Below are 23,646 nucleotides of genomic sequence, written 5' to 3'. Positions count from 1 at the left end.
CCGGCTGCTCGGCCCGGCTGCTCGGCCCGGCTGCTCGGCCCGGCTGCTCGGCCCAGCCCGGCTCGGCTCGGCCGCCAGGGTCGGGTTTGGCGGGTTGGTTTCGTCCGGCGGTGCCGTCGGCTATTGCGGGTGGTCAGCGCACCGGATCAATCATCGGGTGCGGGTACCTGCCGTTTTGGGGCAGTCGACGCACCCAGACCCATGATCGGGTGCGGTTGTCGCCTCGACTCGCTGTGATCGGGTGCGTCTGCCGTCCTTGCTTATCGCGATCGGGTGCTCCTGCCGCCTGACTCGTCGTGATTGGGTGCGGCTGCCGCCTAGGACCGTCGTGATTGGGTGCGCATGCTGTCCGGGACCGTCGTGATCAGGTGCGTTCTTCGTTCTGTGCTGCTTGGCGGGCGGGCAGCGAGCGGGGCCGGGGCGGGCAGTGAGTGGGGCCGGGGCGGGCAGTGCGAGCGAGGCCGGAACAGGCCACGAGCGGGACAGGGCGGACAGCGAGAGGGGGCAGGGCAGGCAGCGAGCGGGGCCGGGAGGCGCAGTGATTGGGGCCGGGACAGGCAACGAGCGGGGCCGGGACGCGCAGTGAGTGGGGCCGGGACAGGCAACGAGCGGGGCCGGGACGGGCACGGGACGGGCACGGGGCGGGCCTCGGATAGGAAGCAGGGGCGGACCTGGTGGTCCGCCCCTGCGAGTGGGCTATGGGAGTGGGAGGTCAGCGACGGTGGCGGCCCCCATTACGGTGTCGGCCCGGACCGGTGCCGAGGAAGACCTCGCGGATGCCTTCCGGCAGGAGGGCCGGACCGCGTACGCCGATCGTGTACAGGATGCCGCCGAACAACAGGACCACGGTGCCCGTCGTGACCATCGTGGCGATGTTCTGGCCGGTCGTGGCCAGGCTGTCGGCCGCGGTCACCTCGATCGTCACCTCGGCGGAGTCGGTGCCGCCCTGGCCGTCGCTGATCGTGTACGCGAACGAGTCCGTCCCGCTCGCGAAGCTGTCCTTGGGCTTGTAGGCCACCAGCCCGGCCGTCGTGAGGACCGCGGTGCCGTGTTCGGCCTTGCCGACGCTGGTGATCGTGATGTCGTCGCCGTCAGGGTCGGTGTCGTCGACCGCCGGGTTGAAAACTATCGCGTATCCGGCGGTGACGGTCAGGGTGTTGTCGGTCGCCACCGGTGGCTGGTTGGTGCCGGCCACCGTCACGGTGATCGTCCCCTGTGTCACGTTGCCTTCGTCGTCCACCGCCTCGTAAGTGAAGGAGTCGGTGCCCCGGAAACCTTCGTTCGGCGTGTACGTGACCGTGCCGTCCGCGTTCAGGACCGCGGTGCCGTTGTCCGGTTCGCCGATCGAGGTGGGGGTGATCTTCTTGCCGTTCTTGTCGACGGTCGGCATGGTGATCGTCAGGGCGGTGCCCGGTTTGGCGCGGACCGTCTTGTCGGGTGCGGCGGGCGGCTTGTTCACGGTCACGGTCACGGTGGCGGTGACCTCGTTGTTGTTCGCGTCGCCGGCGGTGTATTCGAAGGTGGCCACGCCGGTGAAGCCGGTCGGCGGGGTGTAGGTGACCTTCTGGTCGTCCTGGACGGCGTTGCCCTTGGTCGGTGTGCCGACCTCGGTCAGGGTGAGGGAGCCGCTCGGGTCGACGTCGTTCTCGAGGACGTCGATGCTCACTGCTTTGCCGTACGCCGTGCTGGCCGTGTCGTCGACGGCGACCGGTTTGTCGTCGGCGACCGTCACGGTGACTGTTCCCGTGGCGGTGCCGCCGTCACTGTCGGACACCTCGTACGTGAAGGTGTCGGCCCCGGAGAATCCGGCTTCTGGGGTGTACCGGACCATTTTGCCGGTGATCTCCGCGGTGCCGTGTCCGGGTGTGCCGACCGCTGTCACGCTCAGTTCGTCGTCGTTGGCGTCGGTGTCGTTGTCCAGGACGGAGATGTCGACGGCTTCGTCGTGTACGACGGCGGCGGTGTCCGCCACCGCGACGGGCGGCGCGTTCTTCACCGTCACGTTGATCGTCGCGGTGGAGGTGTGCCCGCCGGTGTCCTGGGCCACGTACGTGAAGGTGTCGTCGCCCCGGTACTTCGCCGCCGGCGTGTAGGTGACCGTCTTGCCGGCGTTGATCGTCGCGGTGCCGTGGGCGGGCTGGCTCACCGACGCCACGGTGAGGGCGTCGCCTTCGGGATCGGTGTCGTTGCCCAGCACGTCGATCGTGACGGGTTTGCCGGTCTCGGTGGTCGCGGTGTCCGCCGTCGCGATCGGTGCTCCGTCGATGACCATCGTGACGGTGGCCTGGTCCTGGCCGCCTGCCGAGTCGCTGACCGTGTAGCTGAAGGTGTCGCTGCCGGTGGCGTCGGCGGCCGCGGTGTAGGTGACCTCACCGTTGTCCAGGGTGGCCGTGCCTTTCGCCGGGGTGGTCACCGAGAGCACCGTCAGTGTCTGTTGCACGCCGGTGTTCGGGTCCTTGTTCGGGTCGGTGTCATTGGCCAGGACGGGCAGGATCTTCGTCTCGCCGGGCGTGATCGGGTAGGTGTCGTCGACGGCGATCGGTGGCGCGTTGTTCACCGTGATGGTGACCGTGCCGGTGTCGCTGAGGCCGTGGCCGTCGGCCGCGGTGTAGGTGAAGGTGTCGGTGCCGGAGAATCCGGACTTCGGCGTGTACGTGATGCTGCCGTCGGCGTTGCGGACGGCCGTCCCGTACGCCGGTGTGGTCGACGCGCTCAGGGTGAGGGTGTCGCCGTTCGGGTCGGTGTCGTTGGCCAGTACCGGGACGGTGACCGCGGTGTCCGTGTCGGTGGTGGCCGCGTCGGGCTGGGCGGTCGGCGCCGAGTTGACCACGGTGACCTCGCCGTCGCCGCCGGCCGAGCCGCCCTTGCCGTCGGTCACCGTGTAGTGGAAGGTGTCCTTCCCGATGAAGCCGTCCCGCGGGGTGTAGACGATCTTGCCGTTGACCACGGTCGCGGTGCCGTGGGTGGGCGGGGTGTCGATGGTGATGGTCAGCGTGTCGCCGTTCGGGTCGGTGGCCGGCACGGTGATCGTCTCGGGCGCGTTGGTGCTGACCGTGACGGCGATGTCTCCGGCGGTCGGCACCCCGTTGGCCACCGTTACGGTCACCGTGCCGGTGTCGGTTCCGCCTTTGCCGTCGCTGATCGTGTACGTGAAGGAGTCCGTACCCGAGAATCCGGTGTCCGGGGTGTAGGTGATCGTGCCGTTGCTGTTGCGCACCACGGTGCCGTGTGCCGGTGTCGTCGTGCCGGTGACCGTGAGGGTGTCGCCGTTCGGGTCGGTGGAGTCACCGGCCGGGTCCAGGGTCACCGGTGTGCCGTACGGCGTGGCCGGTGTCTTGTCGACCGCCACCGGTGGGGCGTTGCCGATGTTCACGGTGACGGTGCCGGTCGCGGTGTTCGTGCCGTCGGTGATCGTGTACGTGAAGGTGGCGGCTCCGGAGTACCCGCTCGGCGGCGTGTAGAGGATCTTGCCGTTGCTGATGCTCGCCGTGCCGTGGTTCGGCGTGCCGACCGCGGAGATGCTCAGCGTGTCGCCGTTCGCGTCGGTGTCGTTGGCCAGCACGTCGATCGTCGCCGTGCCGCCGTACGCCACGGTCGCCGTGTCGCCGGCGGCCACCGGCGTCGCGTTGGCCACCGTGACCCGTACGGTCGCGGTGTCGGTGCCGCCCGCGCCGTCAGCGATGGTGTACGTGAAGACCGCCGTCCCCTTGAACGTGCTGCTCGGCGTGTAGACCACCCGGTTGGTGCCGCTGTTGATGGTCACCGCGCCCGCCCCGGACTGCGGCTGGGTCACCGCGTTGACCGTCCGGGCGTCGTTGTTCGGGTCGGTGTCGTTGGCGACCACGTCGATCGTGATCGGGGTGTTGGCCGCGGTGGCGACCGTGTCGTCGGCCGCGACCGGCGGCGCGTTCTGCGTGGTGACCGTGACCGTGCCGCTCGTCGACCCGCCTTCGCCGTCGCTGACCGTGTACGAGAACGTGTCGGCCCCGCGCCAGCTGCTCGGCGTCGGCGTGTACGTGATCGTGTAGTCGGCGTTGACCACGACCGTCCCGTGGCTGGGCGCGGTGGCGGCGGTGACGGTCAGGTCGCTCTGCTGGTTGTCCGCGTCGGTGTCGTTGGCCAGCACGTCGATGTCGACCGGGGTGTCGTGCGGCGTGGTCGCGGTGTCTCCGACCGGCTGGGGCGCGGTGTTGACCCGCAGCCCGGCGGAGGCCGTGTTGTTGCTGCTGTCCGGGTCGGAGCCGGATCCGGAGGCGGTGACCGTCGCGGTCGCCGTCGCGCTCGCCGTGTTGCCGGCCGTCGCCGGGATCGTCACCGTCGTCTGGGTGGTGGGGGCGAGGTCGGCGAGCGTGCAGGTGATCACCTGGCCGGCGGCGGTGCAACCGCTGGGCAGGGTGCCCGCGGTGACGCCGGTCGGCAGGGTGAGTACGGCCCGGGGTGCCGGTTCGAGTTCCGGTCCGATGTTGTCCACGGTGACGGTGTAGCTGATCGTGCTGGTGCCCGCGGCCCGCTGCACCACGGTCGGCGCCACCGCGACGTCGGCCCGCAGGTCGGCGTCCGGCTGCTGGACGGTCAGGGTGGAGGTGTCGCCGGTGCTGGTGACCGAGACCGAGGTGGAGTTGCCGTTGGACGACATGTTCGCCACGTTGACGATGCTGGTGCCGGCCGGGGTCGCAGTGTCGATCTTCACCCGGAACGTGACGGTCTTGGACGATCCGGTGGCCGGGGAGGGCGTCAGCGTACCCAGATCGAAGGTCGTCCTGGCACTGCCGAAGTTCGCCTCGTCGGTGTCGCTCGCATCGGTCTTGGTGTTGCCGTCGATGGTGAGCGTCCCGGGGACGTAGGTGGTGTTGCTGGGGATCGCGTCGGTCAGCAGGGTGCTGTCGGCGGTGTCGTCGCCGGTGTTGCGCACCAGGATCGAGTACTCGACGATGTCGCCGGGCACCAGGTCGCCGCCGTTGAGGTCGGTGGGTGTGGTGGTGGCGACCAGCCGCGGGGCGATCACGTCGGTGGTGAAGGTGACGACACCCGGATAGAAGACCTCGCCGCCGGTGGACAGCGTCAGCGTGGCCATGGTGGCGCCGGCCGCCAGTTTGCCGCTCGCGTCGAACTGGTCGGCGTCGACACCCATCAGGTTGGGATAGCTCGGTGTCCGGTCGGTGATCGCGACGCCGTTCTCGCTCACCGTGCTGTTGAAGAAATTGGTCACCGGGTTGAGGGCGTCCGACATCGCCACGCCGTCCAGTTTGAGCTGGTCGCCGGTGCGCCCCAGGTCGCCCTCGTACACGACGGCACCGATCTTGGCGTTGTCCTGGCCGTTCGACGGCGTCTTGAAACCGGAGATCGGGATGTCGACGGAGGACGTGGTGGTGTTCACCACGCCGAACCCGTCGTAGACGCGCAGGCTGCGGACCGACAGGTTGTCGTTGTGGTACGCGATCACCAGCGACCATCCGGCATACCGGTCCACGCCGGTGCCCGCCTGGACGTTGGCGACCGTGTAGCTTCCGTTGCCCGCGCCGGAGACCAGCGTCGTCACGTCCTTGAAGCCCTGATACGAGTTGATCGTGCTGTCGCTGTAGAGCGTGTCCGCGGTGAGCGTGGTCCAGGAACCGGTGGCGGGCGTCGCGAAGAGCACCTTGTTGTTGTCCGCCGCGGTGAGCGCCGCCGCGCCGTTGGTGCCGGCTGTGAGGTTGCCGCTCCAATAGAGACCGGCGAAGAGCACGTTGCTTCCGGTGGGCATGGAGATGGTCGCCGAGCTGTGATTGAACGTCGTCGCATCACTGTCGGTGTTGATGTACTCCATGTTGTACCCGTTGTTGTTCAGCGTGTCGCCGCCGTTGTCCACACCCTGTTGACCGGCCGTGCAGTTGGTGGTGGCCGCCGGGCACTGCATGACGGTGTTGCCGCGAAGCTCGATCGCTCCGTTGGTGTTGGCGCTGAACCGCGAGGTGAACGGGTTCGTGATCGCCGCGTTGGCGTCCTCGGTGAAGACCGCGATGCCCGTCACCGCCAGCAGGGCGACGGCAGCCAGGAGAGCGACCGGCCGGTACGGGCGGGCGCGCAGAGCAACTCTATGCATTAGTCGTCCCGATCGTGCATGAGCCCGAGCTCCGACAGCCCGGGCCGCACGGCCGACGCTAGGAACGCTCAGGTGCAGGACGAGCAAACCCGTGGTGCAGATCGGTTGCATCCCGGGTGCCGTTCGGTTCCAACGACCGGCAGGCGTACGGCGGCTAGTCTGGGACAGGTGCGCGATCCCTCCGTCTCCCGTTATGCCGCAGGCCGGCTCTCGCCCATCCGGCGCACCGCCGACCTGCGACGACTCCGTGACGAACAGTTCGACGTGCTGGTCATCGGTGGTGGTGTCACCGGTGCCGGTGCGGCCCTGGACGCCGCCTCCCGGGGCTTGAAGGTCGCCCTCGTCGAGGCCCGCGACTTCGCCGCCGGCACGTCCAGCCGGTCCAGCAAGCTCATCCACGGTGGCCTGCGATACCTGGAACAGCTCGAGCTGCACCTGGTGCACGAGGCGCTGACCGAACGGGGGCTGCTCGCCACCCGTCTCGCGCCGCACCTGGTGCGCCCGGTGCCCATCCTGGTCCCGCTGCCCGCCACCGGCCTGCCGCAACGTGCCTGGCAGCGGGCATATTACGGGCTCGGCGTCGCGGCGTACGACGTGTTCGCCGGTGTCTTCGGCACGGGCCGGGGGATGCCGCTGCACCGGCACCTGACCCGCGAGGGCACCCGGCACCTCTTCCCCAGTCTGCGGGCCGACCAGGTGGCCGGTGCGATCCGCTACTACGACGGCCAGGTCGACGACGCGCGGCTGGTGGTCAACCTGGCCCGCACCGCGGCCAGCCTCGGCGCGGCCGTGGTCACCAGTGCCCGGGTCACCGGTTTCGTGCGCGAGGCGCGCGAGGTCGTCGGTGTCCGGGTCCGCGACCTGGAAACCCCCGACTCCGAGGAGTTCGAGGTCCGGGCCAGGACGGTCGTCGCCGCCACCGGCGTGTGGAGCGACGACATGTCGCAGATGCTGCGCGACGTGGGTGTCCGCCCGGGTCTGCGGGTCCGCGCCTCCAAGGGCGTACACCTGGTGGTGCCCCGTTCGGCGATCACCGGCGAGGCCGGCCTGATCCTGCGGACCGCCACCAGCGTGCTCTTCGTGATCCCGTGGGGCGGCCACTGGATCATCGGCACCACCGACACCGACTGGCAGCTGGACCGCTCGCACCCGGCAGCCTCGGCCCGCGACATCCGCTACCTGCTGGACCAGGTCAACTCGGTCCTCGACCGGCCGCTGACCACCGACGACATCGAGGGCGTGTACGCCGGCCTGCGCCCGCTGCTCTCCGGCGAGGCCGACTCGACCTCGAAACTGTCCCGTGAGCACGCCGTGGTCGAGCCGATGCTGGGCCTGCTGCTGGTCGCCGGCGGGAAATACACCACCTACCGGGTGATGGCCGCGGACGTCATCGACCGCGCGGTGCGCCGCCTCGGCGGGGCCGCCCGGCCGTCACGGACCGCGGAACTCCCCCTCCTCGGCGCGGACGGGTACACCGCGGCGTGGCGCGACCGGCAGGACACCGCCCGGCGGCACGGCGTCACCACGGGCGTCGTGGAACACCTCCTGGAGCGGTACGGGACGCTGACCGTACACCTGCTGGCGATGATGGAAGCGGAGCCGGCGCTCGCCGCACCGCTGGCCGGGGCACCGGAATACCTCGCGGTCGAGATCGCCTACGCGGCGCTCGCCGAAGGCGCGCTGCACCTGGACGACGTGCTGACCCGGCGCCTGCGCGTGTCGATCGAGACCGCGCACCGCGGCGCCGAGTCGGCCGCGCACGCCGCCGAGGTGATGGGCGAGGTGCTCGGCTGGGACGCGACCGTTCGGCAGAAGGAGATCGAGCACTACCTGGCGCGGGTCACCGCGGAACGGCAGTCGCAGACCATGCCGGACGACGCGACCGCCGACGCGGCCCGCATCGGCGCGCCGGACGTGCGTGGCCTGGCCGCCGACCGCTCGGTGGACCTGCACGAGATCGAACTTTGATCCTCGTCGACGAACCTCGCTGGCCGGGTCGTGGCCACCTCTGGTCACACCTGGTCAGCGACGTCTCCTACGCGGAGCTGCACGTCTTCGCCGAGATGCTCGGTGCGCCGCGCAGGGCGTTCGACCGCGACCACTACGACATCCCGGCGTTCCGGTTCCCCAGCGCGCTCTGGCTGGGCGCGACGCTGCTGCCGTCCCGCGAGATCGCCGCCCGGCTCCGGGCGTCCGGCCTGCGACGCCCGAAGCACCTGGTCAGGCGAGTGCTTCCAGCTCGGCCTTGAGATTGGCCTGCGCGCGGTCCTCCCACTCGTCGCGGACGGCCGCGTGCCGGTAGATCGACGGCAGTTCCAGCAGCGCGGTCAGCACCCGGGTCCGGCCCTCGCGGAACGCGGTGTCCGGGACGTGCGCGTACTCGCGGCGGATCGCGTCGGTGTATCGGGCGTACCGCTCGTCGTCGGCGGCCAGGATCGCCAGGTCGGCGTCGCAGAGCAGCTCGCCGTCCGGGTCGTCGTCCTCGGTGGCGTGCCCGGCGGTCAGCCCGACCAGGCGGGACACGTCCGCGGCCACCTCGTCCGGCACGCCCAGGCTCTGCAACAGGCCTTCGGCGAACTCGGCGCTGTCCCGCTCGTTGGAGTCGCCGAGCGCCCGCGGGTCGTAGACGGCGTCGTGCATCCAGGCGGCCAGGCGAACCCGTTCGGGGTGCGGGGCGAGCGCGGCGAACCGGTCCACCACCGCCAGCACCTCCGTCAGATGCGTCACGTCGTGGTAGTGCCGCTGCGGTTCGGTCCAGCGGCTGAGCAGGTACTGCGCGGCGGCGTCGAGGTCGGCGTCGCTCGTGCCGGCGCCCGCGTCACGGGCCGCCGTCCGGAAAGCTTCGGGCAGAGATGTCACCCCGGCATCCTGACACGTAGGTTGAGGCCATGATCCGCCTCGGCAAGCCGGACCGCGTCACGGTCCGGGTCAACGCGGCGCTGCACCGGGGCCGGGCCGGGCTGATGCTGGCCCTGCAGGCCGGCCTCGCCGCCGGACTGGCCTGGTTCCTGGCCCACGACGTGTTCGGCCGGCAGATGCCGTTCTTCGCGCCGATCGCCGCGGTGATCACGCTGGGCTCGTCGGTGGGGCAGCGGCTGCGGCGGACCTCCGAACTGGTGATCGGCGTCGCGGCCGGGATCGGTCTCGGCGACGGGATCATCCTGCTGATCGGGGCCGGGCCGATGCAGATCGGCCTGATCGTGCTGCTCGCCGTGCTGCTGGCCACCGCGGTCGGCGGCGGCTCCCCGCTGATCGTGCAATCCGCGTCGTCGGCGGTGCTGGTGGCCACCCTGACCTCCACCACCGGCCAGCCGTGGACCCGGTTCTTCGACGCGCTGGTCGGCGGGGGCATCGCGCTCGCGGTGATGACCGTGCTGCTGCCGATCAACCCGCTGACCGTGGTGCGACGGGCCGCGAACCCCGCGCTGCGCGCCTTCACCGACGGGCTCCACGAGGCGGCCCGCGGCCTGGCGGACGCCGACCCGGTGGTGGTCCAGGCCTCGTTGGACCGGTTGCGCGCCGCCGAGGGTACGTTCGCCGCCTTCCGTACCGCGATCGACGCGGCCGAGGAGAACGTGGCGTTCGCCCCCGCACGCTGGCGGGCCCGCGGAGCCCTCGCCCAGTACGTGGACGGTGCGGCACAGCTCACCTACTCGCTGCGCAACGTGCGGGTGATGATCCGCCGCTCGCTGACCGCGCTGCAGGACAACGAGCCGATCCCGGAGGTGCTGCCGGTCGCGATGCGGCACCTCGGCGACGCGGTGGAACTGCTGCGACTGGAATGGGACCACGGGGACGAGCCGGCCGGGGCTCGGGCACAGGCGCTGGTCGCGGCGGCCGAGTCGGGCGTGGCGTACCAGGCCGGGGTCGGATATTCCGGCGGGGTGGTGGTGGCGCAGATCCGGACCTCGGTCGGTGATCTGCTGCGGGCCACCGGCATCGAACACGCCGAGGCGACCCGTCAGGTCCGCGAGGCGATCGGCTGGACGGAGCGCTCGCACGGCAGCCGGCGGCGCCAGGGACGGACCCGTCCGGCGGCGCCCGGGTCCGGATCGATGCCTTCTTGATCGGTTTCGCCCTCCTCGGGCACGTCCGGTGCGGAACCGGTGACTACGCTGGCGGACATGGCCGACGTCTCGCCGGCCGGGTCGCCCGACCCGGCTGCCCACCCGCAGGCAGTCACCCCTGACGCCGAAGCGCCCCAGGGCGTGCCCGAGGCGGTCACCGCCGCGCCCTCGCCCTCTTACGAGCAGGCCTCTCATGAGCATGAGCAGGCCTCTTACGAGCAGGCCGCCGCCGACGGGGAGACGACCGGGCAGGTGATCCTGCCGGACACGGTGGCGCAGGACCCGGTGCCGCCCTACCCGGCGGCGACCGACGCGAAGGCGCCGATCCCGGGCCGCCGCATCGGATGGCGGCGCTGGCTGCCGATCGGCGCGGTCATCTCGCTGATCGCCGCCGCGGCCATCGGCATGCTGGTCTACCTCGGCTACAGCCTCGGCATCACCGCGCTGGCCATCGGCCTGACCGCGGCGATCCTGCCGGTCCCGCTGCTGGCCAGCAGCTTCGCCTGGCTCGACCGCTACGAGCCGGAGCCGGTGAAATATCTGGTCTTCTGCTTCGCCTGGGGTGCGGCCGTGGCGACCGCGGTCGCCCTGGTGGTCAACACCGGCGCGGCCTGGCTGTTCGACAAGATCGGTCTGCCCGACGCGCTGGTCGCGGTCCTGATCGCCCCCTTCATCGAGGAGTCGATGAAGGTCCTCGGCCCGCTGCTGCTGTTCTGGCGGCGCCGCGCCGAGTGGTCCGGCATCACCGACGGCATCGTCTACTGCGGTCTCTCCGCGCTCGGCTTCGCGATGGTGGAGAACGTGCTCTACCTCGGCGGCCACGGCTACGCCACCGGCGCCGACGAGTACGGCCCGGCGACCGGCCTGCAGAACGTCTTCCTGATCTTCATCGTGCGGATCCTGTTCACCGGATTCGCGCACCCGCTCTTCACCTCGATGGCCGGCATCGGCCTGGGCATCGCGGCCCGGTCCGCCGACCGGACGGTGCGCTGGCTCGCCCCGGTCGCCGGCCTGCTCGCCGCGATGATCCTGCACGGCACGTTCAACCTGCTGCCGACGCTCTCCGCGGCCACCGGCGAGTCCTACATCATGCTGTACGGGTACCTCGGCTTCATGGTGCCGTTCTTCTTCGCGGTCGTCGGCTTCGCCATCGCGCTGCGCAGCTGGGAGGGCCGGCTGGCCGAGCGGGTGCTGCACTACTACGTGCGGACCGGCTGGTTCGCGCCGCCGGAGGTGGCCGCGCTGGGCAGCCTGGGCCGCCGGCACTCGGCCCGGCAGTGGGCCCGCCGGGTGGCCGGGCCGGACGGTCACCGGGCGATGCGCAGCTTCCAGTTCGCCTCGACCCGGCTGGCGCTGCTACGTGACGGCATGCAGCGCGGTCTGGCCCGAAGCCCGCGTGATCTGGAACGGTCGACGATCGAGGAGCGGGAACTCCTCGCCGCGGTCACCGGATACCGTTCGGTCTTCGCCGGCCGGGATCCGCAGATGCCGCAGGCCTGGTGGGACGGGCACACCTATCGGATCGCGTTCCCGGACGGGGTGGTGCGGATGGTCACGCCACCGGCCGAACCGGTCATGCCGGTGCCGGTGACGATGCCCGCGCCGCCTCCGCCGCCGGTCTACCCCACCTATGGGGGATATCCGGGTTACCCGGGTCAGCAGGGATACCCGGGATACCCGACGAGTGTGCCGCCGTTCGCCCCGGTGCCGAGTTCCGGCATGCCGGGTCACTACGGTCAGCCGTCGGCGCCGCCGTACTACGGTCCGCCGCCTCAGTACGGTCAGCAGCCTCAGTACGGTCAGCAGCCTCAGTACGGTCAGCAGCCCCAGTACGGGCAGCAGCCCCAGTACGGCCCGCCACCTCAGTACGGTCAGCAGCCCCAGTACGGTCAGCCTCACTATGACGGGCAGCCGCCGCAGTACGGGCAGCCGCCGCAGTACGGGCAGCCGCAGCCGGACCACAACCCGTGGCAGCCCCCGCAGGGCTGACCCGCCCGGAGAGACGAAGCCGGCGAACCAGAGCCGGAGGCCCAGACACGTTTCGTGGTCCGGGCGCGAAGCCCGTCCGCGTGGTGATTTCGGGCGCGCTGGACGCCCCAAGTCACCACACCCGTGGGGGTGTGGTGATTTCGGGCGCGCTGGACGCCCCAAGTCACCACACCGGTGGGGGTGTGGTGATTACGGGCGCGCTGGACGCCCCAAGTCACCACACCCGTGGGGGGTGTGGTGTTTTCGGGTGGTCAGCACTGTCACCACACGGACGCTGATCGTGGAACGGGTCTAGAGGTAGAGCCCGGTCCCGTCCGACTCCACCCGGTCCGCCGCGACGGCGTGCACGTCCCGCTCGCGGAGCAGGACGTAGCCCTTGCCGTGCAGCTCCACCTCGGAACGGTCGTCCGGGTCGAACAGCACCCGGTCGCCGACCACGATCGACCGCACGTTCGGCCCGACTCCCACCGCGGTCGCCCAGGACAGGCGACGGCCCATCGAGGCCGTCGCGGGGATCACGATGCCCGCGGTCGATCGTCGTTCGCCCTCGCCGCCGTCCTGGCGGACGAGGACGCGGTCGTGCAGCATCCGGATCGGCAATCCGGTGTCGGTGCGGGTGTCGGCGCTCACGAGTGCAGACGGTACGCCGCTGTCCTGGGTAGTTGTCGGCGTGGTCCGGGTATGGCCGGTACTGCGTCACCGGTGCGCGGGCACTACCGTGAGAGCCGTGTGACCGATGGTGAGGGGGTAGCCGGTTGAATCGCTTCCGGCGCGTTCGGGACAACCTGAAGAGGGCCTACGACTCCGGGCGGGACTCGGTGCGTACTGCTCGCGCGGCCTCGTCCTCACAGGAGCGCTGGACCGACTACGACGAGTTCGTTCCACCACCGCCGGATCCGGCGATCGTGCACCACTCGACGAGCAGTCGCGACGACGCCGATGTGCCGCAGCCGTTGCGGATAGCGGCCGCATGGAGCTGGCGGCTGATCGTGGTCGGTGTGGTCGGCTGGGCGCTGTTGCAGCTGATCGGGGTGGTCAGTGTGGTGGTGGTGCCGCTCGCCATCGCGCTGCTGCTCACCGCGCTGCTCAAGCCGGCCGTCGGCTGGCTGCTCGGTCTGCGGTTGCCGCCGTCGCTGGCGACCTTCCTGGTGCTGGTCGGCGGGCTGGCCGCGGTGGCCGGCACGTTGACGCTGGTGGTGAACCAGTTCATCGAGGGCGTGCCGCAGCTGACCCAGAACGCGACGGCGGGTGTCCGGCAGATCCAGGACTGGGCGCGGACCGGCCCGCTGCACCTGTCCGACGCGCAGGTCGACCAGGCGATCGACTCCGGCCAGGAGTGGATCAACGCGAACACGTCGTCGCTGACGTCGACCGGCATCGCCACCGCGGCGACCATCGCGGAGCTGGTGACCGGTCTGCTGCTGGTGCTCTTCGCGACGTTCTTCTTCCTGCGTGACGGCCGCAAGATCTGGCGGTTCCTCGTGCGGCTGTTCCCGGTGAGCGCGCGCTGGTCGCTGGCCGACGCCGGGGACGCGTCCTGGCGGACCCTGGGCGCGTACGTGCGGGCCACGGTGCTGGTGGCGTTCATCGATGCTCTCGGCATCGGCCTGGCCCTGCTGGTGCTCGAGGTGCCGTTCCCGTTCCCGCTGGCCGCCCTGGTGTTCCTGGGCGCGTTCATCCCGATCGTCGGGGCGAGCGTGTCGGGTGCGGTGGCCGTGCTGGTGGCGCTGGTCGATCAGGGCTGGGTGGTCGCCCTGATCACGCTGGGCGCGGTGATCCTGGTGCAGCAGGTGGAGGGTCACGTGCTGCAGCCGCTGATCATGGGCCGGGCGGTGGCCGTGCACCCGCTCGCGGTGATCATCGGGATCGCCTGTGGTGTGGTGCTGGCCGGCATCATCGGCGCGCTGGTGGCGGTGCCGCTGATCGCGGTGCTGAACACCGGCGTCCGGCGACTGTCCCGGCGGCGACCCGAGATCCCACCCGACGCGGTCGTGGTGACCACCGGAAACGCCTGACCCCCGTTCGGTGTGTTGAATTGCGGCGTCCACGGCGCCCCAATTCACCACACTCCAAGGGCTGTGTTGAGTTGCGGCGTTCATGGCGCCCTAAGTCACCACACCCCAAGGGCTGTGTTGAGTTGCGGCGTCCATGGCGCCGTAATTCACCACACCCAAAGAGCTGTGTTGAGTTGCGGCGTCCACGGCGCCCTAACTCAACACACCCCGTGTGGTGTGGTGATTTAGGGCGCTTAGCGCGCCGGAAATCACCACACCAGTGGGTAACAGAGCGTGAGCGGTCAGGAAGCGGCGACGCTGAGGGCGATCTCGTTCACGCCGCGGGCGGCGTCGACGGCCAGTTCGCCGTTGCCGTGCCGGCTGAGCGCCCGCACGGTCCACGAGCCGGGCGCCGCGAAGAAGCGGAACACACCCTCGGGGGAGGAGACCACCTCGGCGGTGAACTCGCCGGAGGCGTCGAGCAGCCGGACGTAGGCACCGCCGACCACCTCGCCCTCGGCGTTGCGCACGAAGCCGGTGATGACGGTCTCCTTCTCCAGGTCCACGCTGGCGGGGAGGGGCGCGGACTGGTCCGGAGCGGCGCAGCCGGCCGCGATGTTGGCAGACGGAGAGGTCATGGTCAGGCCTTTCCGGGCTCGTCGCCGAGGGCGATCGGCACACCGATGAGCGAGCCGTACTCGGTCCAGGAGCCGTCGTAGTTCTTCACGTTCTCGTGGCCGAGGAGTTCCTTGAGCACGAACCAGGAGTGCGAGGAGCGCTCGCCGATCCGGCAGTACGCGATGGTGTCCTTGGTGCCGTCGAGACCCGCGTCGCCGTACAGCTTGGCGAGGTCGTCGTCGGACTTGAAGGTGCCGTCCTCGTTGGCGGTCTTGCTCCACGGGATGTTGATCGCGGTGGGGATGTGGCCACCCCGCTGCGACTGCTCCTGCGGGAGGTGGGCCGGGGCGAGCAGGCGGCCGGCGAACTCGTCGGGGCTGCGCACGTCGACCAGGTTCTTCGTGCCGATGGCGTCGACGACCTCGTCGCGGAAGGCGCGGATCGAGGCGTCCTGCGGCTTGGCGACGTAGCTGGTGGCGGGACGGCTCGGGACGTCCTTGGTGTACACCCGGGCGTCGAGTTCCCACTTCTTGCGGCCGCCGTCGAGCAGCTTCACGTCGCCGTGGCCGTACAGCTTGAAGTACCAGAACGCGTACGCCGCGAACCAGTTGTTGTTGCCGCCGTAGAGGACCACGGTGTCGTCGTTGGAGATGCCGCGCTCGGAGAGCAGAGCGGCGAACTGCTCCTGGTCGACGAAGTCCCGCCGGACCGGGTCCTGCAGGTCCTGCTTCCAGTCGATCTTGATAGCGCCGGGGATGTGGCCACCGTCGTAGGCGGTGGTGTCCTCGTCGACCTCGACGAACACGATTCCCGGGGTCTCCAGGTTCTTCTCGGCCCAGTCGGCCGAAACGAGTGCGGTGTCGCGACTCATCGATTCACTCCCTTGGTGGGTGAGGGGAGAGTCAGCGCACGGAGGTATGCCTCATCGCACTCCGCGCGGACCCATCGGTAGGTGGGATCACGGGCTGCTGTGCGACGGCGCCACTGCCGGGCTAAGAAGTGCCCTGGGCTAACTGAAGAAGGTGCTCAGCACCGAGTGGCCCCGTCAGATGACGGGACGACACAGGCATGCGGCCACGCGGCACAGGTCGACCGCGCGCCTTTTGGTGAGCACCATACTCATGCCATCGACCTTACCAGTGGGCCCGACGCGTGGAACAGCACCGACCACCATCCGGGAACGAACGGCTCCGCTGCGTTGTCTACAGACCGCCCGCGGAGAGGGTCACGTTCTCGGCGGCGGCGGTCATCCGCAGCCCCTCGGGGAGTACCTCGACCTGCCGGACCGCGAGGTTCATCGGCAGTGCCGGCACCCGCAGGTCGAACGAGAACCGGTCGGCGAACTGATTGACCAGGATGCTCGGCAGGTTGTCCGCGGACACGTCGGAGAAACGCACCCGGATCAGATTGTCGGTCACGGCCAGCTCGGCCGTCCCGGAGAGCTGGAAGGTCTGGCCGGCCAGCGACAGCGGCGCGGAGCCGATCAGCTTGCCGTCCTCCTCGGTCAGCTCGAGACCGTCGAGGGCGATCAGGTCGACCAGGTCCTGGTAGGCCACCGTGCCCGTGCCGCTGACCGCGCCGGCCACCACGTCACCGGTGCCGTTGCGCAGCGAGTCGAGCGGGGCCTGCACGTCCTGCGCGCGGATGTCCAGCAGCGCCATGCGGACCTGCTGGTCCTTGCCGGTGTTGGCGGTGAACTCGGGGAGTTCGATCCGGATCTCCTGGTACTCGCCGGCGAGCACCTGGGTGAGGAACGGCACCCCGGCGATGGAGACCTCCGGCTTGCCGCTGCTGGATCCCTGGTTCGCCACCTCCTGGGCCACCCGGTCGGCCAGGACGCGTTCGGCATACGACGCGCCGAGCCGGTCCGCGGCCACCAGGCCACCCACCAGGAGAAGCAGAAGGACCACGAGGGTTATCAGAAGTCCACGGCCGCGACGGCGCGGGCGTTGCGTCTCGTACACCTCGGTCACTGATCCTCCCGATTCGGCCCACTTGCCCTCGGGAACGTACATGCCCGCGCTGTGGGTTCAATGAAACAGGGCGGGCGGGTGGTGTAACGAAACGGTCAGGACAGATACCAGTGGACCAACACGTACGCCGCCGGAGCCATCAGCGCGAACCCGCCGAGCGGGCCCTGCATGTGCCGGGCCAGCCAGAACGTCGGCGCGTCACCGGCCAGTTCACGTCCCGCCTCGCCGAAGTTGACGGCCAGGTCGACCAGGGTGGCGGCGACCGCGGCGACCAGGCCGACGACCGCGCAGTTGGCCGGGGTGAACGGCAGCACCAGGTAACTGCCGACCAGGGCGGCGGCGAGCGTGCCCAGCATCGCGCCGAGCACGATGCCGGCCGCGCCACGCGGCACCTGCGCCGCGATCCGGGGTTTCGGCAGGACCGCGTCGGCCAGCCGGGCGACCACCAGCGACACGCCGGCGCCGACGCAGCAGACCAGGATCGTCTGCGCGCCGAGCGGCTCGCGGATGAGCAGGAGCAGGAACGCGTACGCCACCGCGCCGCCCACCAGCATCAGGGTGGACCGCCACATGTCCCGGGCCCGTCGCCGGTCGTCGGCCCGGAGCACCTGGGCGACGGCCGCGACGACGAATCCGGCGCCGGTGGTGTAGAGCAGCGGCATCAGCGAGACCGGTGTGCCGGTGACCGCCAGGTAGTCGGCGGTCAGCGCGGCCAGGGCGGCGGCTCCCGCGGTGACGGCCGCGGCCGGCGGGGTCAGCGCCATCGTCCAGGCCAGCACGCCGAGCAGCTGGATCCCGAACAGCACGATCGCGTACGGGTACCGGGCGTCCGGTCCGGTGGTCTGCGCGCCGAGGGCGAGCGCGATGGTGAGCAGCCCGGCGAACCCGGCGATCGCGACCGACAGTCGCGGGCGGACCGGGATGACCGGGATCTCTTCGAGATCGTCGTCGGACGACGGCCGGTCGTCCTCCTCCTCGTCCGGGACGGCGTTGTACATCCCGGCCTTCGGCTTGCCCGGAGTGAGACGCGCGACCTGCTTGGAGGCGTCGGCGTCCCAGGGGTCTTCCTGCGGCATGGAGGGGAACACGACTGCGATCGTGCCAGACCGGTGACCGTCGTCCCAATCGACGAGTCCACACCAGCGCCTTATAGAAGAACCCGGCTATAACCGATCGGGTAAAAGGCTGGTTACGAATCCGCCGTTCAGACACCTTCGCGGCGTTCTCTACATCACTTGCGTATCGGACCTGGGTATGGGCCCTGATGCATCGGTTAAGGTAATCGCAACCCACCCGTCGGTGACGCCGGGCCCCATGTTCTCCGGTGGCGAAGCTTGTCAGCTGCGCGAACCGGGTCACCCGAGCGGCTGAACGCCGCGAGGACGGAGGTGAGTGTGGAGATCCTTCTGCTGGTCACGGCACGTGCCGGCGAACCTTCCGCCGTACTGCCCGCTCTGGACCTTCTTCCCCACTCGGTGCGCACTGCCCCGCGCGACGTCCGCACCCTGGTGTCCGGGCCCAGCCCTGACGCCGTGCTCGTCGACGCACGTTCCGAGCTGTCCGAAGCCCGTGCCACCTGTCGCATGCTGCACGCGACCGGCATCGGCGTCCCGCTGGTCGCGGTGGTCACCGAGGCCGGCCTGATCGCACTGAACGCGGACTGGGGTGTCGACGACGTCATCCTGGCCAGCGCTGGTCCCGCCGAGGTCGAGGCACGGCTGCGGATGGCCGTCGGCCGGCTGAACAACGCGACCGCCGGCGCCGGCGGTTCGATCCGTGCCGGTGAGCTCAACATCGACCCGGACACCTACGCGGCGAAGCTCAAGGGCCGTCCGCTGGACCTGACCTACAAGGAGTTCGAGCTCCTCAAGTTCCTCGCCCAGCACCCGGGCCGGGTCTTCACCCGCGACCAGCTGCTGCGCGAGGTCTGGGGCTACGACTACTTCGGTGGCACCCGCACCGTCGACGTGCACGTCCGGCGTCTGCGAGCCAAGCTCGGCTCGGAGTACGAGTCGATGATCGGCACCGTGCGCCAGGTGGGCTACAAGTTCGTGACCCCGCCGAACGGCCGGCAGCTGCCGGACAACGAGCCGGTCTCCCTGCCGGTCTGATCGGGGTCGAGGTCTCATGACGACGGAGCAGCCGGTCCGCGCTGCGGGCCGGCTTTCCGCGTCCGAGGTCGACGACGTTCTCGCCCTGGCGGCCGCCGCCGGTGAGGTGGACGGCGTCTACCCGCTCTCCGAGGACGTCGTGCTGCGGGTCCGCGGCGACGTCGACCACGGCGGGCGGCATCTTCTCTCCACCGGCTCCGACGGCCGTCTGGCCGGTTACGCCTTCCTTCCGTCCCCGGACGGTGCGGGCCCGGCCGGCGAGCTGGTCGTCGACCCGCTGCACCGCCGCGCCGGTCACGGCACCGCGCTGATGGCCGCGGCCGGTCCCGGCCCGTTGAGCTTCTGGGCGCACGGTGACGACCCGGGTGCGGCGGCCTTCGGCGAGCGCAACGGCTTCACCCGCGACCGGGTCCTGTGGCAGATGCGGCGGTCGCTGCTCGAGCCGCTGCCGGACATCCCGCTGCCCGAGGGCGTCACGATCCGTGGGTTCCGTCCCGGTGCCGACGAGCAGGCCTGGCTCGACGTGAACGCGCGGGCCTTCGCCCACCACCCGGAGCAGGGCGGCTGGGTCCTCGACGACCTGCTCACCCGGGAGTCGGAGCCGTGGTTCGACCCGGCCGGCTTCCTGCTCGCCGTGGACATCGCGGACACGGTGCTGGGTTTCCACTGGACCAAGGTGCATGCGCCCGAGGGTCCGGATCCGGCGCTGGGTGAGATCTACGTCCTCGCCGTCGACCCGGCCGGCCACCGCCGAGGTCTGGGCGCCGCGCTCAGCGTCGCCGGCCTGCGCCACCTGGCCCGGGCGGGGCTGACCGTCGCGAACCTCTACGTGGACGAGTCGAACCCGGCCGCGGTCGCGCTCTACCACCGTCTCGGGTTCACGATCCACAAGACGGACGTCAACTACCGGCGACCCTGACGGTGGGCGCGCCGAGCGCCTCACTCGCGCCCGTTCCGGGGTACGCGTGAACGGCACCTCCTCCGACCATCCCCGCCCCGAGTCGTATCCGGCTCGGGGCGGTTCTCGTGCGGTCACCCGTACCCCTGAAAAGGGCGGAAGAGGAACGCCCGCCGTGCCCGACGGGGGTGGCCGGGCAGGACATCGATGCAGGTCGAACAGTCGGGCGTCGGTCGTGTCGCGGTGAAAGGCTGTGTCCGTGGGTCGTTCGACGTGGCGTGATGGTCACGCTACGGACAAGGCGAGATCTCGGCGCGATTACAGCCGCCCGTATATATACGACATATCGGATGGCAAGGCCGCAGTTCACTTAACGGACAACTCTCACTTGGGGGATGGCTACCTTCCGGGGCGAACGTGTTCACCCTCAGTTCACTTGTGACCGGGGAGGTGGTCACTTCGCGCTCCTAACTTTCGGGGTGTGAGCCGGTGAGAGACCGGTTGCAAACCCGAAGGGAACATTGTGAAGCTCCAGCGGTCCGGTTACCTGGCCGGCATTGCTTTGACTGCGACGATCGCGCTCACCGGGTGCGGTTCGGACAACGAGGCGCCGGCGGCGAGCGGTTCCGCCGCCCCTGGTGACTGCGTTGCCGGCAGCTCCCTCACGGCGCAGGGCTCCACCGCCCAGAAGAACGCCATGGATGAGTGGATCAAGGCCTACCAGGGTCAGTGCGCCGGCTCTGCCGTCGACTACCAGGGCAACGGTTCCGGCGCGGGCATCGAGGCGTTCATCGCCGGCACCGCCGACTTCGCCGGCTCCGACTCCGCGCTGAAGGAGGAGGAGGTCGCCCAGGCGGACGCCAAGTGCCCCGGCGGCAAGGCCCTCAACCTCCCGATGGTCATCGGCCCGGTCGCGGTCGTCTACAACGTGCAGGGCGTCGACGGCCTGCAGCTGTCGGCCTCGACGATCGCCAAGATCTTCGCCGGCACGGTCAAGAAGTGGAACGACCCGGCGATCGCCGCCGAGAACGCCGGCGCGACCCTCCCGGACGCGACCATCGAGACCGTTCACCGCTCGGACGAGTCGGGCACCACCGACAACTTCACCAAGTACCTCAGCAAGTCCGCCGAGGCCGACTGGTCGTTCGGTAACGCCAAGGCGTGGAAGGCCCCGGGCGGCACCGGCGCCGCCAAGTCGGACGGTGTGGCCACCAAGGTCAAGAGCACCCCGAACACCATCTCCTACGTCGAGCTCTCCTTCGCGGAGAACAGCGACCTGCAGAAGGCCAAGATCAAGAACGGCGCCGGCGAGTTCGTCGAGCTGACCGGCGAGTCGGCCGGCAAGACCTTCGAGAACGCCACCGTCAAGGGCACCGACGGCGACCTGGCCCTCGAGCTGGACTACAACACCTCGACCGCGGGCGCGTACCCGATCGTGCTGGTGACCTACGAGATCGCCTGCAGCAAGGGTTCCGCCAAGGCCAAGGAGATCCAGTCCTTCCTGAAGTACACCTCGAGCACCGCGGGTCAGACCGCGCTCGCCGAGCTGGGCTACGCCCCGCTGCCCGAGACGCTGCGCACCAAGGTCGAGGCCTCGGTCGCCGCGATCTCCTGAAGTCTTCGTCAATCCCTCCTTGGCGAACAACGACCCTCCTAGACGACAGCGAGCGCGCAGATGGGTGACTACCCCTCTCGCTCGGACAACGCCACCGCCGGCGACCTGGGTGTGACTTCCCGTCACGCTCAGGGCGCCGGCGCCGGTGTGTACCCGAGCAGCAATGACGAACCCCCGGTCGGCGGTGGTGGCGCACTGCCCAAGAAAGCCCGGTTCTCCGTCGAGACGGCGTTCCGCGCCCTGTCAACGGCAGCCGGCGCGATGGTGCTGGTCATCATCGTTGCCATCGCCGCCTTCCTGGTCTCCAAGGCGGTGCCGGCTCTCCAGAAGAACAACGGCAACTTCCTGACCGAGACGACCTGGTTCCCGAACGACGCGGAACCGGTGTTCGGCATCGCCGCGCTCGCTTTCGGTACCGTGCTCAGCTCGCTTCTCGCACTGCTCATCTCGGTGCCGATCGCGCTGGCCATCGCCCTGTTCCTCTCGCACTACGCGCCCAAGCGACTGGCCACGCCGCTGGGCTTCGTGATCGACCTCCTCGCGGCCGTGCCCAGTGTCGTCTTCGGTCTCTGGGGCCGCGACTACTTCCAGCAGCCCGTTCGAGACTTCTCGATCTGGCTCAACGAGTACTTCGGCTGGCTGCCCATCTTCGGCGGCGAGGGCCCGTTCGGTCAGTCCATCATGCTCGGCGCACTGGTCCTGGCGATCATGGTTCTTCCGATCGTCACCTCGCTCTCCCGCGAGGTCTTCCAGCAGACGCCCGGCATGAACGAGGAGGCGGCGCTGGCTCTCGGCGCCACCCGCTGGGAGATGATCCGAACCGCGGTCCTGCCCTACGGCAAGCCCGGCGTGATCGCCGCCGTGATGCTCGGCCTCGGCCGCGCGCTCGGCGAGACCATCGCCCTGGCCCTGACGCTCGGCATCACCTTCGACATCTCGTTCAACCTGATCCAGAACGGCGGCAACTCGATCGCCGCCAACATCGCGAACAGCTTCGCCGAGGCCAACGCCACCGGCCGCGGCGCACTGATCGCCTCCGGCCTGGTGCTCTTCGCGATCACACTGGTGGTCAACATGACGGCGCGGGCGATCATCTACCGCCGTCGCGAGTTCCGGGACAGTGCCGCATGAGAGAGCGCAACGAACGAATCAGCAAGCTCAGCCGTCAAACTCATGACGGCATGGCGCGAAGCGGAGTGCCGGCATGAGCGTTCTGGAGCAGGAAGTCCCGGGCGTCGTCATGACGCCGGACAACATCCGCACGCGGAAACTCCCCCCGGCCGTCAACCTCGGTGTCGCGGTCGCCGCCCTCGTCGTCGCCGCAGCCCTCGTGCTCGGCCTCGGCATCGGCAACTGGGTGCTGGTCATCGTGCTCGGCGCCGCGTTCTACCTGGGTGGGCTGTTCCTCGCCGCCGGCCGGGTCGAAGGCGTCCGGGCCGCGCGCAACCGCACCATGAAGTCGCTGATCTACGCCGCCTGCGTGCTGGCCGTGCTGCCGCTGGCCTCCGTGGTCTGGACCCTGGTGTCCAAGGGCGCCTCCCGCCTGGACGGCGACTTCTTCGGCACCTCGATGAACAACATCAGTGCCCGGGACCCGATGGGCGGCGCCTACCACGCCATCATCGGCACCCTGGAGCAGGTCGGCATCGCCGCGCTGATGGCCGTCCCGCTCGGTGTTCTCGGTGCGATCTACCTGGTCGAATACGGCAAGGGACGTTTTGCCGCCACGGTCCGGTTCTTCGTCGACGTCATGACGGGCATCCCGTCGATCGTCGCCGGCCTCTTCATCCTCTCGTTCTGGGTGCTGATCGTCAGCCCGTACTTCAACGACGGACGCCCCCAGTTCTCCGGGTTCGCCGCGGCGCTCGCGCTGGCGGTCCTGATGCTGCCGACGATCGTGCGTTCCACCGAGGAGATGTTGCGCCTGGTGCCCGGGCCGCTCCGGGAGGGCTCCTACGCGCTCGGTGTTCCGCAGTGGAAGACGATCCTCAAGGTCGTCCTGCCCACCGCCCTGCCCGGCATCGTCACCGGCGTGATGCTCTCCATCGCCCGGGCCGCCGGCGAGACCGCCCCGGTGATGCTCGTCGCCGGTGGCGCCGCCGCGATCAACTTCGACCCGTTCGCGGGCAACCAGCAGTCGCTCGCGCTCTTCGTGTACCAGCAGGCCGGAGACGCCTCCAAGTACGCACCGGCCCGTGCCTGGACCGCGGCGCTCACCCTGGTGGTGCTGGTCCTGGCGCTGACCATCGCCGCCAAGCTGCTCGCCCGTCGCAACAAGCTGTCCCGATAAGAGGATTCC

General features: G+C 69.9%; 18 protein-coding genes. 10 read left to right on the top strand and 8 right to left on the bottom strand.

Annotated elements, in window-relative coordinates; all coding sequences use genetic code 11:
* Nucleotides 1–712 precede the first annotated feature (712 nt).
* Nucleotides 713–6,082, bottom strand: a complete 5,370-nt coding sequence (locus tag QSK32_RS41570; RefSeq protein WP_285475063.1) for a beta strand repeat-containing protein — start codon at nucleotides 6,080–6,082, stop codon at nucleotides 713–715.
* 168 nt (nucleotides 6,083–6,250) lie between these two features.
* Between QSK32_RS41570 and QSK32_RS41565 the strand changes: the two genes are divergently transcribed.
* Together QSK32_RS41565 and QSK32_RS41560 are read left to right on the top strand one after the other, a co-directional pair.
* A complete protein-coding gene (locus QSK32_RS41565) occupies nucleotides 6,251–8,050 on the top strand; it encodes a glycerol-3-phosphate dehydrogenase/oxidase (RefSeq protein WP_045744531.1) in 1,800 nt (599 codons plus the stop codon).
* Complete coding sequence (locus tag QSK32_RS41560) at nucleotides 8,047–8,331, top strand: DUF4031 domain-containing protein (protein WP_045744532.1); 285 nt, start codon at nucleotides 8,047–8,049, stop codon at nucleotides 8,329–8,331. Before QSK32_RS41565 ends, QSK32_RS41560 begins: the two co-directional genes overlap by 4 nt.
* On the opposite strand, the gene QSK32_RS41555 is transcribed toward QSK32_RS41560, so the two are convergent.
* Nucleotides 8,303–8,941: an HD domain-containing protein gene (locus QSK32_RS41555; protein WP_045744533.1), complete on the bottom strand. Its 639-nt coding sequence runs from the start codon at nucleotides 8,939–8,941 to the stop codon at nucleotides 8,303–8,305. The two genes, QSK32_RS41560 and QSK32_RS41555, sit on opposite strands and share 29 nt — an antisense overlap.
* Nucleotides 8,942–8,970: 29 nt before the next feature.
* Here QSK32_RS41555 and QSK32_RS41550 point away from each other — a divergent pair, with 29 nt between their 5' ends.
* Both QSK32_RS41550 and QSK32_RS41545 read left to right on the top strand, forming a co-directional pair.
* Entirely contained in the window at nucleotides 8,971–10,149 is a 1,179-nt protein-coding gene (locus QSK32_RS41550) for an FUSC family protein (protein WP_045744534.1), read from the top strand.
* Between the two features lie 57 nt (nucleotides 10,150–10,206).
* Nucleotides 10,207–12,138 carry a PrsW family intramembrane metalloprotease gene (locus QSK32_RS41545; protein ID WP_285475062.1) on the top strand — a complete coding sequence of 644 codons (1,932 nt, stop codon included), beginning with the start codon at nucleotides 10,207–10,209 and terminating at the stop codon, nucleotides 12,136–12,138.
* 291 nt (nucleotides 12,139–12,429) lie between these two features.
* On the opposite strand, the gene QSK32_RS41540 is transcribed toward QSK32_RS41545, so the two are convergent.
* Nucleotides 12,430–12,726 carry a GroES family chaperonin gene (locus tag QSK32_RS41540; RefSeq protein WP_211275439.1) on the bottom strand — a complete coding sequence of 99 codons (297 nt, stop codon included), beginning with the start codon at nucleotides 12,724–12,726 and terminating at the stop codon, nucleotides 12,430–12,432.
* A gap of 167 nt (nucleotides 12,727–12,893) precedes the next feature.
* Between QSK32_RS41540 and QSK32_RS41535 the strand changes: the two genes are divergently transcribed.
* Nucleotides 12,894–14,153 carry an AI-2E family transporter gene (locus tag QSK32_RS41535; protein ID WP_045744536.1) on the top strand — a complete coding sequence of 420 codons (1,260 nt, stop codon included), beginning with the start codon at nucleotides 12,894–12,896 and terminating at the stop codon, nucleotides 14,151–14,153.
* A 281-nt stretch (nucleotides 14,154–14,434) separates the two neighbouring features.
* On the opposite strand, the gene QSK32_RS41530 is transcribed toward QSK32_RS41535, so the two are convergent.
* The 5 genes from QSK32_RS41530 to QSK32_RS41515 form a co-directional block, all read right to left on the bottom strand.
* On the bottom strand, nucleotides 14,435–14,770 hold the full coding sequence (locus tag QSK32_RS41530; RefSeq protein WP_045747854.1) for a DUF1416 domain-containing protein: 336 nt from the start codon (nucleotides 14,768–14,770) through the stop codon (nucleotides 14,435–14,437).
* A 2-nt stretch (nucleotides 14,771–14,772) separates the two neighbouring features.
* A complete protein-coding gene (locus QSK32_RS41525) occupies nucleotides 14,773–15,621 on the bottom strand; it encodes a sulfurtransferase (RefSeq protein ID WP_045747853.1) in 849 nt (282 codons plus the stop codon).
* A 174-nt stretch (nucleotides 15,622–15,795) separates the two neighbouring features.
* Nucleotides 15,796–15,867, bottom strand: coding sequence for an Ms5788A family Cys-rich leader peptide (locus QSK32_RS45640; RefSeq protein ID WP_342669831.1), 72 nt, complete (start codon nucleotides 15,865–15,867; stop codon nucleotides 15,796–15,798).
* Nucleotides 15,868–15,952: 85 nt separating this feature from the next.
* Nucleotides 15,953–16,660 carry an LmeA family phospholipid-binding protein gene (locus tag QSK32_RS41520; RefSeq protein WP_245674336.1) on the bottom strand — a complete coding sequence of 236 codons (708 nt, stop codon included), beginning with the start codon at nucleotides 16,658–16,660 and terminating at the stop codon, nucleotides 15,953–15,955.
* Nucleotides 16,661–16,818: 158 nt separating this feature from the next.
* The gene (locus QSK32_RS41515) at nucleotides 16,819–17,811 is read right to left on the bottom strand and encodes a hypothetical protein (protein ID WP_245674335.1); all 993 of its coding nucleotides are present in this window, start codon (nucleotides 17,809–17,811) and stop codon (nucleotides 16,819–16,821) included.
* A gap of 306 nt (nucleotides 17,812–18,117) precedes the next feature.
* Between QSK32_RS41515 and QSK32_RS41510 the strand changes: the two genes are divergently transcribed.
* From QSK32_RS41510 to pstA, 5 genes are all read left to right on the top strand, one after another.
* On the top strand, nucleotides 18,118–18,834 hold the full coding sequence (locus tag QSK32_RS41510) for a winged helix-turn-helix transcriptional regulator (protein ID WP_045747851.1): 717 nt from the start codon (nucleotides 18,118–18,120) through the stop codon (nucleotides 18,832–18,834).
* A 16-nt stretch (nucleotides 18,835–18,850) separates the two neighbouring features.
* The gene (mshD, locus tag QSK32_RS41505; protein ID WP_285475061.1) at nucleotides 18,851–19,753 is read left to right on the top strand and encodes a mycothiol synthase; all 903 of its coding nucleotides are present in this window, start codon (nucleotides 18,851–18,853) and stop codon (nucleotides 19,751–19,753) included.
* A 502-nt stretch (nucleotides 19,754–20,255) separates the two neighbouring features.
* Nucleotides 20,256–21,347: a phosphate ABC transporter substrate-binding protein PstS gene (gene pstS, locus QSK32_RS41500; protein ID WP_045747849.1), complete on the top strand. Its 1,092-nt coding sequence runs from the start codon at nucleotides 20,256–20,258 to the stop codon at nucleotides 21,345–21,347.
* A gap of 60 nt (nucleotides 21,348–21,407) precedes the next feature.
* Nucleotides 21,408–22,478 (top strand): phosphate ABC transporter permease subunit PstC, encoded by a 1,071-nt coding sequence (gene pstC / locus QSK32_RS41495; protein WP_045747848.1) that lies wholly within the window; start codon nucleotides 21,408–21,410, stop codon nucleotides 22,476–22,478.
* Between the two features lie 73 nt (nucleotides 22,479–22,551).
* Nucleotides 22,552–23,637: a phosphate ABC transporter permease PstA gene (pstA, locus tag QSK32_RS41490; RefSeq protein WP_285475060.1), complete on the top strand. Its 1,086-nt coding sequence runs from the start codon at nucleotides 22,552–22,554 to the stop codon at nucleotides 23,635–23,637.
* Nucleotides 23,638–23,646 lie beyond the last annotated feature (9 nt).

It is taken from the genome of Actinoplanes sp. NBRC 101535 (assembly GCF_030269225.1).
Lineage (GTDB): Bacteria > Actinomycetota > Actinomycetes > Mycobacteriales > Micromonosporaceae > Actinoplanes > Actinoplanes rectilineatus.
Note: the sequence above shows the minus strand (reverse complement) of the source record. Positions and strands in the feature narration are given on the sequence as shown.